Consider the following 11,277-nt stretch of genomic DNA (forward strand, 5'->3'; position numbering starts at 1 on the left):
CCGCCCCCCTCCCCTCCTGGGGGGCCTCTTCCGCCTGCCGCCTCAGCTGCGTGGCGGCGGGCTGGGAAGAGAGATCCTTAGGCAGCGTGGGCGGCGCCGCCTCGCCGCATCGCCGCGCGAGGCGGCCCGGCCGCGACCGCGCCGTGCGGCCTACGCCGTGGACGGCGAATGCCTGCGCGGAGCGGGTCCGCGCGGACGGGTCGCGTCTTCGTGCTGACCGCCGTACGCCACCACGATGCCTTGACCGCTGCTTTGCGCGAGATCAGTGCGAAGACCAACGAGATACCCGAGTTCGCCCACCACGAGCGGTGAGGCGGCGAGCAGCCCCGTGCGCGTGGGCCGGTGTCTGTACCGCGCCGGGTGCGCCCGGGGCGACGACGCGGGCGCCGGGTCGTCAGGCGGGCTGGACGGTGATGGTGCAGAGGCGCTTGGTGGCCCGGGTCAGGGCCACGTACACGTCCCTATCGCCACCGGGGCGGGCCGTGATGATTTCCTCGGGGTTCATGACGACGACCCCGTCGAATTCCAGGCCGCGTGCTTCGGACGCCGGCACGATGCGTGCGTGGTGAGCGATGCCTTGGGCCGTCAGCTCGCTCACCCTGGTGTCCGCGCAGATCACTCCCAGGAGCTCACCCGGGTGCGCGGTGCTCTGGGCGCGGAGTTCCTGAACGACGGCGGTCACCAACCCGTCCGGAGGAGTGGTCACGGTGCGAGGGCTCTCACCGCTTCGCAGTGACCGTGTGGGCTTCTGGTCCGGAGCGATCCGCGTGAGCAGGTCCCGGACGCTCTCCAGGATCTCCTGCGTGGTGCGGTAGCTGACGGTCAGGTTGTGCAGTTTGAACCGCGGCCCGACGTGGGGGCTCAGCGCTTCCTTCCAGTCGCGTGCTGCCGCGACCGGGCCTGCCTGGGCGAAGTCACCCACCAGCGTCATCGCCCTCGCCGGGCAGCGGCGGACGATCATCCGCCACTGCATGGCGGTCAGTTCCTGCGCCTCGTCGACGACGACGTGCCCGTACGTCCGCTCGGGGGGGCCGTCGACCAGGCTCGCCGCCTCGTCCAGCAACGGCACATCGGCATCGGTCCACGGGTCGTCCGGACCGCGCAGCAGAAGGGACCGCTCCTGCGCGGTCAGGCGGGGCAGGCGCTCGGCGAGAGCGCCGGCGTTCGCCAGGAGCGCCTTCACGAGGTCACCGGGCACCAGCCGCGGCCACAACACCTCGACCGCTCGGTCGACGTCGGCGTCGTCGAGGAGATCGGCTCGGATGGCGTCCAGGTCCAGCTCGTGGACCGGACCCGAGTCGGCCGCGCCTTCGGCACGGCGCTGGGCGGCTCCCGTGAACCGGTCGAGGTCCATGCCCGTCATCCTGGCGGCATCGGCGTCGATCTGCTCCAGGAGGTCGCCCATGTCTCGTTGCATCGTGTTGGTGACGGCGTCGACCAAGAGCTCCCTGAACACCTGGCGCGCGGGGTTGTGCCCCGGTGCGGCTGCCACGGCGGCGTCGCGTGCCGTGGCGACTTCCTCGCCGGACAGGTGAACCAGTTCCTGTCCGACCCGCACGGTGAAGTCACCGGCGGGGGCTTGGTGGACGCGCAGCAGGCCGGCCAAGGCGTCGGCGAGGTCGGAGCTGCCCTTGAGACGCGCCGTTTCGAACGGGTCCACCGTGTCCGTGGACACTCCGGCCAGTTCCCCGCAGGTCGCCAGAACGACGTCGTTCTCTCCGAGCGAGGGAAGGACCTGGGAGATGTAGTCGAGGAACCGGGCGTTCGGGCCCACCACCAGGACACCCTCCTCCGCGGCGCGCGGGAACGCGTACAGGACATACGCCGCCCGGTGCAGGGCGACCACCGTCTTGCCGGTGCCGGGCCCTCCCTGCACGACGGTCACCCCGCGGTGGGTGGAGCGGACGATCTCGTCCTGCTCGGCCTGCAGCGTCGCGACGGCCGCGTGCATCCTGCCCGTACGCCGTGCCGACAGAGCCTCGGTCAACGGGCCGTCCCCCACGACGTCCTCGTCGGTCGGGGCGGTCCCGTCCAGCAGTTCGTCGCTCACCGAGACGACCGTGCGCTCCTCGAGGCGCAGGTGCCGGCGCCGCCGCAGGTCCATAGGGTGGACCGGTGTCGCCTCGTAGAAGGGCCGCGCCGCGTTCGCGCGCCAGTCCACGAGCAGAGGCAGGTCATCCTCCTCCGTATGCAGTCCGATCCGCCCGATGCGCAGGGCCGTGCCGTCCGTCCAGTCGATGCGCCCGAAGACCAGCCCTTTTTCGGCGCCCTCCAGCCGGCCGATTTCCTTGGCCAGACGCTCGGCGGCGATTTCTCTCTCGTATGCCTCACCGGCGCCTTCCGCCGGGGCTTTCAGCACACTCGCTCGGTGTACTCGCGCCTCGGAAAGCCGCTCGGTGAGCAACTCATATAGGGAGGACACGTAATCCCGCTCCGATTCAACCGCACTCGCAGCGGAATCATTCATTTTCGACAACAGGGGGCTCCTTCGATTCGAGCCACACCCTACGGTCAATGTTCCCTAAAGGTAAGTCTTGACTTACTTGGCCAGCCATGACCTTACGGATCTTGACTTATTTGGTAATCCATGACCCTACGACTGCTCCATGACGGCCGACCGTATGGCGTGTCACGCATTCCGCCGTTCCGTATATCGCTCATTGCGCTCCCGATGCCCGCCCGCCTTATGCCGAGCGCGCCCTTGGATACCGGCGATGTTTTGCCGCGCTCGGGAAAAGGGGGAAGATCCGGCGAGGCGACCGGCGCCATCGAGCACGTTTCGCGAGCTTCTCGTAGCAGGTCAGGGCGGCGGACAGGCCGAGGACCGCGAGGAGGTGCGAGCCCTTTCGTTCGTCTCGGACGGTGAGGCGGCGGTAGTTGAGTGTTCGGCGGAGAAGTACGCCTTGTCCGCGCGGAGTTCGACGGGTCGGCGCCGCCGTGGTCCCCGGCGGGATCGGACGTCACAGGCCGGCCTCGGTCCATACCGTGAAGCGGCGATGCGCGGTGGCGGGCGACGTGCCGAAAGTCGGCCGTCACGTGAGACAACCTCTAATCCTTGATCGGCGCGGCCGACCTGGCGGCCTGCTCGATCTTCGCGCAGTAGGCTGCACGGGCTTCCTCGTCGATCCGCTTCTCGTGTTCGGCGCGCACCCCGGTCCGGCCGTCGAGGCCCTCGCGCAGGATATCGGCGTGCCCGGCATGCCGGATGGACTCGCCGAGGACATGGACCATGACGGCGAACAGGTTCGTGCTGGGATAAGGCTCCGGCCACCAGGGCACGTGGCCGGGGGCGTCGAGGGGAAGCTCGTTGATCGTCGTGTCCGAGTGTTCCCACGTGCGCCGGTAGAACCCGATGATCTGATCGCGGGTCTCGTCCTCGGCCGCCCACAGATCGCTGCCGTCGGAGTCCTGCCACCGGGGCAGCGGTTCCGGGGAAGGGCGGTCGAAGACCTCGCCGAAGTACCTGGCCTCGACGGTGGCCACGTGTTTGACCAGGCCGAGGAGGTTGGTCCCGGTCGCTGTCAAAGGTCGGCGGGCGTCGTATTCGGACAAGCCGTCGAGTTTCCAGAGCAGCGCCTTGCGGTCCCGCCGCAGTCTCCCGTGCAGGTTGTCTTTCGCGAATTCATCGATCATGCGGCATGAGCCTGCCATGGGCTGCTCGTGGTCTCAAGATCCCGTACATGGTCCGCAACGAATGGCAGAGCCGAAGCCTGGCCATGGCCGCCGCCCTGACCTGCTACGAGAAGCTCGCGGAACTCTCACCCCGTTCGCTGCCGCGACGCCCGGCGGCAGGCCCGTCCGGGGCGGCCAGCTCTGGCTTGGTCGCGAACTCCGTCTTGTCACCGAGTCCGGCGGCCCGGCAGCGGTCGGGGTCGGAGGTCCAGGAACGCGGAACATAGAGTTCCCGGTCGATCGCCGCGTGCCCTCGCGGGGTCGAGTAGGCGAGGTAAACGGCTACCTGGCTGTTCTCGACGCGTCCGGCGGTGCCGATGTACTGGCGCTGGACACCGACAGTGTCGGTGCCTTTCTCCACGTCGCCGGTCTCGTCGACCACCAGCACCGCCTCGTCGTCGTGCAGATGCTCCACCACGTGGTCACCCACGTCGTCGCGGACCTGGTCGGCGTCCCACTTGGCCCGCCCGAGCAGGTGCTGCATGCCGTCCGGGGTCCTGTCCCCGGCCCACTCGGCGATGGTCCAGCAGTTCTTGCGCGGCAGGTCCGACAGCAGGCCGAGTACCAACTTCCGGGCTCGGCGCCGGGATTCGACCCACGTGAACCGTCCCGCTTTCCGGCTCATCAGGCCCTCGAACGCCTCCTGCCAGTGGGCAGGGTTTACGCTGTGACCTGCGGCCAACGCGTGATCTTCAGTCTTCACACACCGATGATCAACGGTGGCCGCACCCGTCTCCACAGCGCGTCAGGCTCGCGCAGCGCCTGTCTGCCGCCCTGTGTCTGGAGGACTTGTGCAACGTGGCGAAGTCTGGTGGGTCCAGTTCGACGAGCGGAGGTTGGTCGTACTCCTGTCGGGAGACGACGCGTCCGGGATCCGGGTGATGCAGGTCGTCGCTCCGGCGGGCGTCGACATCAGCGGTCTGGGCATCGAAGTGATGGTGGGCGCCGGTGAAGGAGTGCCGTTCGAAGGCGTGCTGCGGCTCGCGTTCCCGCGTCCAGGCCTCACCCCTTGCACGTGGCTGACCACTGTGTCACGGGACGACCTGATAGAGCGGGCGGCCGTCCTGTCCTCGGCGAAGCTCAGCGAGATTGACGATGCCCTCCGACTCGTTGAACAAGCGCAGGAGCAGACCCCTGCGACGACCGCGAAGCTCAGCGAGATAAGGGACGCCCTCCGTCTCGGTGAACTCGGGTAGAGGGAGAAGGAGCCGACGGCGTGGGCGGTCTCGGCCAGATGGTCGACGCTGTCCGACTGTCGCCTCGGCGCCCCTCACCATCGAGGTCACGATCTACGGCTTGAGTACTAGGGTCGAATGCGGCCACCACAACAGGGAGCGGCATGGCCGACCTGGTCTACGAGCGGGGGTCGACGGACCAGCAGTCGACCGACCGCCAGAACCTGGTGCTGGACGAGGCCGGGATCGAGGCCCTCGTCGTCTTCGAGGAGCAGGCCGGGACCTCCGGCCGCCTTCACCCGCTGGAGCGGCCGTAGTTCGGCGAGCTGCTCGCGCACGCGCGGCCGCGACGCTGTGCACATCTCCGAGATGTTCCGCCTGGGGTGCGGCACCGGGCCCATCCTCGACGTGCTCGACGTCCTGCACCGCGACCGCCTCGCCCTGCGCATCCACGATGGCGCGTTCTCCGTGATGGACCTCACCGCCCTCCACCCGCGGACCGGCGAGCCGCTGTCCACCGTGAGATTCATGGCCACGGCGCCCTCACGTCCCCGGATCACCGCGTTGGCCGCAACGGGCTCCCCCGCGTCCTGGCCCATGTTCGCCCCCTGCTCGCAGTCACGTTGCGTAGCGCATCGGCGGAGTGAACGGCGTTCAGGCCGGCGGGAGGTGCGTGGTGCGATCGTGTCGCGATGCTGTGCGCAGAGCCGCGACGACGGCCGCGGTCGTCGGGTTGGTCGTCTCGGTGTGACGGGTCGCGGCGAACAGGAGGCGCAGGATCGGGTGGTCCTCGATGGGTGCCGTGCGGATTCCGGGCGTGCCCGGGTCGATGGCCGTTCGGGGGACGAGCGCGGTGGCGAGGCCGGCTCGTGCGAGGGCGAGCTGGGCGGCGATGTCGGCGGTGACGTAGCGCGTCGTGGGTGTGAAGCCGGCCTGGTGGCAGGCGTACAGGATGGCCTGTCCGCAGTCCGTGGTCGCCGGAAGCACGACGAGGTTGTGCGTGGCCAGTTCACGCAGGACGACGCGACGTTCGTCGGATCCGTCGGCGGCGGTGACGACGAGCAGCGGATCGTCCAGCAGCGGCGAGACCTCGACGCCCCGGGGGGCGGTCTCCGGCAGGTGGTGGTATCGCTGCCCCAGCACCACATCGACGGTGCCGAGCACGAGTTCCCGCAGTTGGGCCTGGTCGGTGACAAGGCAGGTCACGGCGAGCTGCGGATGATGCGAGCCCAGTGCGGTCAGCGCGGGGGCCACGATCCTGGCGACGGTCGACGGCAACGCCGCGAGCGTCGCGGTGACGCCGACCGTGCCCTTGACCGCTGCGACCGCGCACTCGGCTTCCTCCATGGCGGCGAGGATCCGGTCGGCATGTTCGAGGAGGACGCGGCCCGCCTCCGTGAGCAACGTATCGAATTCGCCCGACACGTCGCCGCGTTGACCGGCTCCCTGACCGATGACCGCTCCGGTGTCTTCTCCTGCGCGGCCCAGTAGCCGCGGGTCCCGAAGCACGGGTGGTCGATGGGACCTGCTCGGTGTTCGGGCCATCAAGACCGTCCGCGATGCCACCCGCCTGCCCAACGAGAGCGGCTGCCGATCCACGCCCGCACACCAGAACGGGGAGGGACCGGTCAGGCGGAGACGCTTCTGCTGAACCAACCGCTGAACGTCTGTTCCTTCGCCGCGGCCGCACGCCGCTCGGCCCGTTCCAGCACCCTTTCGGCCTCCGCTCGCCAGATGGCCGCGTCCGCGCGGGGCGGGGGCAGGAACGTGCCACGCTCGGCCGCTTCAGCGGCGGCTCCGAAGAAGTCGCCGCCCTTGCGCTTGAAGTCGTCCGTACCCCACGCGCGGCCGGCGTCGCGCGGGGGCACCTTCCGCAGGTGGGGAATGTGTTTGGCACAGTGGATGTACGCCTCCTCGACGGCGACCTCCACCCAGACCTGGGCACGCCGGCCGGGTACGGGGTCGTACGCGAGACCGAAGTGCGTACGGCGCATCTCGTCGTCGGCCACGATCCGCGCCGTGCCGTTGACGTGGAGCCCGATGCGGTCCTGGAGGAAGTCCATCATCAGGATGCCGACGTGGGGGTTCTCCTCGATGTTGCCGAGGCTGGCCTGAACGCCGTTGCCCCGGTACTCGGGGTAGGCGAGGGTCCGGTCGTCCAGGACGTGGAGAAATCCCGGCGGCCCGGCCCGGAAGGTGTTGTCGCATTCGCCGTGCCGGTCGGCGGTCGCCAGGAAGAACATCTCCTGCCGTGCCGCGAACTCCCGCATCCGGGTGTTGAGCCGGTCGAGGACCTGGTCGGCATAGAACCTGTCGGCGCGTTCGGTGGTACCCATGCGCTGCTGGACCCGATGTTCGCCGTCGCTCCCCGGGCGAGTGGTGCGTACCGGCGCCGCCTGCCGGAGCTCGGCCTGTTCACGTTCGAATGTGCTCAATTCCTTGCCCCGACCAGTTCCTCGATGGAGTCGTGCCGTATGCGGTGGGCGGGTATGCCGATGTCCACCAGGGTGTCGACGCCGCGGCGGATCATGCCGGGCGGTCCCGACAGGTACGCGTCGAAGGTGTGCCACGGGCCGTACTCGTACACGGCCTCCGGGAGCCGGGCGCCCAGGCCGCCGCCGGGGCCGTCGTCGACGACCGGACGGACGGAGAGCCAGGGGTGCGACTGCTGCAAACGGAGCATGGTCTCGATGTCATACAGGTCGTGGTCCCGGCGGGCTCCGTAGAACACCTGGACGGAGCGGTGGCGGCCGTGCTGGGCCACGTCCTCGACCAGGGCCTTGATGGGCGCGATGCCGGTGCCGCCACCGAGACACAGCAGCCCGTTGTCGGTGCTGTGGTCCACGGTCATGGATCCGGCGGGGGGACCGAGCCGGATGACGTGCCCCGGGCGGGCGCGGTGCACGAGAGCGTTGGAGACCCAGCCCGCCGGTACGGCCTTGACGTGGAAGGAGAGCAGGCCGTCGGAGCGGGGTGCGCCGGCGAAGGAGTAGTGCCGCCAGATGCGCGGCCACCAGGGGGTCTCCAGGGCGGTGTACTGCCCGGCGAGGAAGGGGTACGGCTGGTCGGGCCGGACCGTCACCACCGCGATGTCGGGCGTACGCATGTCATGGGCGACCACCTCCGCCCGCCACGAGGCGGGGGCGACCAGCGCGTCCTCGGCCGCCGCGTCGATCATGATCTGGGAGATCGTGGTGTACGCGGCCACCCAGGCGGACTCGGTCCTTGGCCCCCAGCTCCGCGGGGCGTAGCGGGAGAGGGCGCCGATGAGGCATTCGCCGACGGCGGGATAGTGCTCGGGAAGGGTGCCGTACTTCCGGTGTCCGCGGCCTAGATGGGACAGGTACGCGGTCAGGGTGGCCGTGTCGTCCGCGTGGGTCGCTGCGGTGAGCAGCGCCTTGAAGAGGCGGTCGCGCTGGGTGTCCATGGCAGCGGGGAAGAGCGCCCGCAGGTCGGGGTGGCGGAGGAAGAGCAGGGAGTAGAAGTGCGAGGTGACCTTGTCGGCGATCGGCTCGATCTCGGCCATGGTGCGCCGCAGGAGACCTACGTCGGACGTGTCCTCCGGAGTGGGGGCCGGAGCTGGAGTCGGAGCCGGAGTCGAGGCCGGGGCCGGGGCCGGAGTCGGGGCGGCGGCCTGCGTCGGGCCCTGCCGCTGAGGCGGAACCTGGGCGGGTGAATCGGGTGCCGTGCGGCTCCGGTCGGCGCCGCTGCCCACGGGGCGTATCTGGGTGAAGGATCGGTTGGGTATGCGGCCCTCGGCGTCCCGCTGCCTGTCCTGCTGCCTGTCCTGCTGAGCGTCCCGCTGCCCGTCTCGGGGATGCTGTGGGCTTGCGCCGAACCAGCCGGCGCTCCGACTGCCGCCGGAGCTGTCACCGGACCTGTCGCCAGACCTGTCACCGGACCTGTCGCCACCGGCGGACGTAGTGGTCGGAGCATCCATCGGTTTGCCTCGCCTCGAACATCTTTCGATCGTCTGCGTACGTGGGGTCCGAGTGTGTCCCGATTTCCCTCCCAGTATCGGAATTCCCGGCGTTTCCCCCAGCTTTGAAATCCAATGACACGTACCGCACTTGATATGCGACGGCACGCGAACGTTCGAACGGGGTCGACCATACCCCGCCCGCACGCACTCACGAACGGGCCCTTAAGCCGACACGGCGTCACCGCATTTGAGCAGGTCAACACGGTGCACGGGCGAGAAACTCGGGCCCTGCGATGAGTTACCGACGAGTTCGAGCGATACGACGAGCCGTTCGCCATAGGCTCATGAGGAAATTCCCGACGGAAAAGAAGCAGGACAGCCCGAACCTCTCACACCGCACTCTCGGGTTCTTCACTTCCTCCACATACAGGTGCCACAGCGGAGCCAGAGAGCCATCAGGGCCCCTGGCGTGTCGGGTCGTCACCGACCACCGCGTGGACGGGAATGACAACGAGCTGGTGCTGCACATGTCCTCCGCGTGGTACGACGGGCCGGGCCCGCAGCTCGGCGCGGCAGGCCGTCGATCAGCGCGATGAGTGTGGTGCCGCGCATGAAGGGTTGTCCCGTAAAGATCTTCGAGTCAGTGCTCTGGTTTCACGCGGGCAAAGGCGTGCTGGACACGGGCGCGGACCTGGCAGTGGGAAGTGTTGTGCTTGCTTGCCAGGCGATCGGTTCGCTCTGCCCGCGCTCGCCGCGGTGCGGGATGACCAGGCCGGTAACGCGGTGGCCGCCGCCAGCGATCGCGGTGGCGCGGCCGACCGCGTCCTTGGCTCCGGACAGTGCCCACGCCTTGCCGTCGTTGCGTTTGCCGGGCAACGGCCGGCCGACCACGACGACAAGCCGGTTGTCGGAATGCCGACCGGGGCGGGGCCACCGAGCACCCAAGGCGCCCGGGTCCTCGCCGGAGCGGTCGAGAACGTGCCATCGGCGGTGGGCGCGATGCCGCTGCCCACGCTGACCGGCTTCTTCCAGGGTGCCGCCGTCGTCCGGGCTGCCGGTCTACGCCGCGGAGATCGACAGCGTCGACTACACCGACGGCGCTTCCTCCGTGAACCTCTTCCTCGAGGGAGCGGCCCAACCCCCGGCAGCTTCCCGACCTTCTCCTCTCCGGTGGCGGTACCGGTCAGCGCCCGTCGAAGAGATGGGGCAGCCGCGACGGCGTCAGCGTCATGCGGTCGAATCTGACGACACAGCCGTCTCCGACCGGGGACTGGACTTCGATGCCGACCCGCACGTCGGGCGCGCTGTCCAGACTGAACTGGCGTGCCAGGCGCCAGGAGTCGCCGTCGAGCGATGCGTGGAAGGCAAAACCGCCGTCGACGCGGCTGATCCTCAGCCAGACCGGACCGTGGTGGAGGGGCCACCCCACGGCGTCGTCCGAGAGCCCGCGTGTGACGACCGAGTACAACGTGGGCGGGCCGTCGGGCGACTGCTCGAAGTTGAGCTTGGCCCAGACGTCCGGTGCTGACCAGACGACCACGGCACCGGCGTCCCACGGCGCTCGGAAGTCCACACGGAGACGGGCCGAGAACTGCCAGTCGCCGGAGGGAGGGACCAGGAGAGCACGTGCCGCGTCGTTCCTGACCTCTCCGGTCAACGGGTTGGTGAAGACATCCGTCCTGGCACCCGCTTCCACGGTCAGCACGTCGTCGTCGAGTTCGAGGGCGGCCGGGGGCTCTGCCCAGTGCTGAGCGTTCACCAGGATGGATTCCAAGGTCATGACACCCACCCTGACGACGTCGGCGAGCTCTCTCAAGAGGAAGCCACGAAGATCCAAGAAGTGACCCGAAAGTCCAGGTCCGCGGAGTCGGGGACCACCGGCCGGACCGTAGGGCGGATCACGGGGAGACCGTGGCGGCCGGGGGTGTCCAGCGGCGGGGGGACGTCCAGCCAGTCGGCGCAGGTGTCGCCGACGAGGTAGCGGATGGGCGCGGAGACGACCGGGTCGAAGAGGCGAGGCGTAGTAGCAGGCGTCGGCGCCCTCGGAGGTCATGTGGATGCCGAGGCGGTGCAGGTTGTCGAGGACGAGCGTCGAGAAGAACATCTGCCCGCCGATCATGTCCTCCTGACAGATGGGCACCCCCAACGCCTCGGTCCGGGGCATGGCAGGGCTCCCCGTTCTCCGTCAGGCGGCGGACCATTGCCGCGTGCGCGAGGGCGGTGAGCGCGGCGGCGGGCTGCACGGTGCCGTGGCGGGGCCGCCCCGCCGTCCGGGCCCCCGGCGGGTGGGCACCGGCCGCACGCCGGTCCCCACCCTGGGCGGCCATGGGGGTGCGCCGCCCGGTCACGGGGTGGGTCAGCAGCCGCTGGTGAGCCAGCGGCAGGCGGTGATCAGCGCGGCGGCGTGCTCCTCACCGCGGGCGTCCTCGGTGCGGACCTCCTCCGGCAGAACCTGCAGGGCATCGATGTCGTACTCCGTCATGACGGTCTCCTTCTTCGGTTGCTTCG

Annotated in this window: 10 protein-coding genes and 3 pseudogenes; 3 read left to right on the forward strand and 10 right to left on the reverse strand. The window is 69.4% G+C overall.

The annotated features are described in order from the left end of the window. The first annotated feature begins 168 nt into the window (after positions 1 to 168). Positions 169 to 312, forward strand: coding sequence for a hypothetical protein (locus ACFWWU_RS34470; protein ID WP_384152164.1), 144 nt, complete (start codon positions 169 to 171; stop codon positions 310 to 312). Positions 313 to 394: 82 nt separating this feature from the next. Here the strand turns inward: ACFWWU_RS34470 and ACFWWU_RS34475 are convergent, their stop codons facing one another. The 3 genes and pseudogenes from ACFWWU_RS34475 to ACFWWU_RS34485 form a co-directional block, all read right to left on the reverse strand. Continuing rightward, positions 395 to 2,359, reverse strand: a complete 1,965-nt coding sequence (locus ACFWWU_RS34475; RefSeq protein ID WP_384152167.1) for a HelD family protein — start codon at positions 2,357 to 2,359, stop codon at positions 395 to 397. Between the two features lie 689 nt (positions 2,360 to 3,048). Beyond that, on the reverse strand, positions 3,049 to 3,633 hold the full coding sequence (locus tag ACFWWU_RS34480; RefSeq protein ID WP_384152170.1) for a DinB family protein: 585 nt from the start codon (positions 3,631 to 3,633) through the stop codon (positions 3,049 to 3,051). A gap of 169 nt (positions 3,634 to 3,802) precedes the next feature. After that, a pseudogene (locus tag ACFWWU_RS34485) lies at positions 3,803 to 4,297 on the reverse strand (IS701 family transposase); the annotation flags it as partial. Positions 4,298 to 4,463: 166 nt separating this feature from the next. On the opposite strand from ACFWWU_RS34485, the gene ACFWWU_RS34490 reads away from it, so the two are divergent. Both ACFWWU_RS34490 and ACFWWU_RS34495 read left to right on the forward strand, forming a co-directional pair. Further along, positions 4,464 to 4,868: a type II toxin-antitoxin system PemK/MazF family toxin gene (locus ACFWWU_RS34490; protein WP_384152173.1), complete on the forward strand. Its 405-nt coding sequence runs from the start codon at positions 4,464 to 4,466 to the stop codon at positions 4,866 to 4,868. Between the two features lie 143 nt (positions 4,869 to 5,011). Continuing rightward, positions 5,012 to 5,164, forward strand: coding sequence for a hypothetical protein (locus ACFWWU_RS34495; protein WP_384152175.1), 153 nt, complete (start codon positions 5,012 to 5,014; stop codon positions 5,162 to 5,164). Positions 5,165 to 5,501: 337 nt separating this feature from the next. Here the strand turns inward: ACFWWU_RS34495 and ACFWWU_RS34500 are convergent, their stop codons facing one another. The 7 genes and pseudogenes from ACFWWU_RS34500 to ACFWWU_RS34530 all read right to left on the reverse strand — a co-directional run bounded on the left by ACFWWU_RS34500 (position 5,502) and on the right by ACFWWU_RS34530 (position 11,251). Next, positions 5,502 to 6,272, reverse strand: coding sequence for a LysR substrate-binding domain-containing protein (locus ACFWWU_RS34500; protein WP_384152178.1), 771 nt, complete (start codon positions 6,270 to 6,272; stop codon positions 5,502 to 5,504). Between the two features lie 203 nt (positions 6,273 to 6,475). Continuing rightward, on the reverse strand, positions 6,476 to 7,183 hold the full coding sequence (locus ACFWWU_RS34505; protein WP_384152181.1) for a pyridoxamine 5'-phosphate oxidase family protein: 708 nt from the start codon (positions 7,181 to 7,183) through the stop codon (positions 6,476 to 6,478). 95 nt (positions 7,184 to 7,278) lie between these two features. Continuing rightward, positions 7,279 to 8,787: a globin domain-containing protein gene (locus tag ACFWWU_RS34510; RefSeq protein ID WP_384152184.1), complete on the reverse strand. Its 1,509-nt coding sequence runs from the start codon at positions 8,785 to 8,787 to the stop codon at positions 7,279 to 7,281. Positions 8,788 to 9,421: 634 nt separating this feature from the next. After that, a pseudogene (locus ACFWWU_RS34515) lies at positions 9,422 to 9,681 on the reverse strand (IS5/IS1182 family transposase); the annotation flags it as partial. Positions 9,682 to 9,952: 271 nt separating this feature from the next. Continuing rightward, positions 9,953 to 10,549 (reverse strand): DUF1349 domain-containing protein, encoded by a 597-nt coding sequence (locus ACFWWU_RS34520; RefSeq protein WP_384152187.1) that lies wholly within the window; start codon positions 10,547 to 10,549, stop codon positions 9,953 to 9,955. Between the two features lie 158 nt (positions 10,550 to 10,707). Continuing rightward, positions 10,708 to 10,924, reverse strand: a pseudogene (locus tag ACFWWU_RS34525) (DUF2236 domain-containing protein); the annotation flags it as partial. 201 nt (positions 10,925 to 11,125) lie between these two features. Beyond that, entirely contained in the window at positions 11,126 to 11,251 is a 126-nt protein-coding gene (locus tag ACFWWU_RS34530; RefSeq protein WP_255325155.1) for a hypothetical protein, read from the reverse strand. Positions 11,252 to 11,277 lie beyond the last annotated feature (26 nt).

Origin of the sequence: Streptomyces sp. NPDC058650 (assembly GCF_042717315.1) — a bacterium.
Lineage (GTDB): Bacteria > Actinomycetota > Actinomycetes > Streptomycetales > Streptomycetaceae > Streptomyces.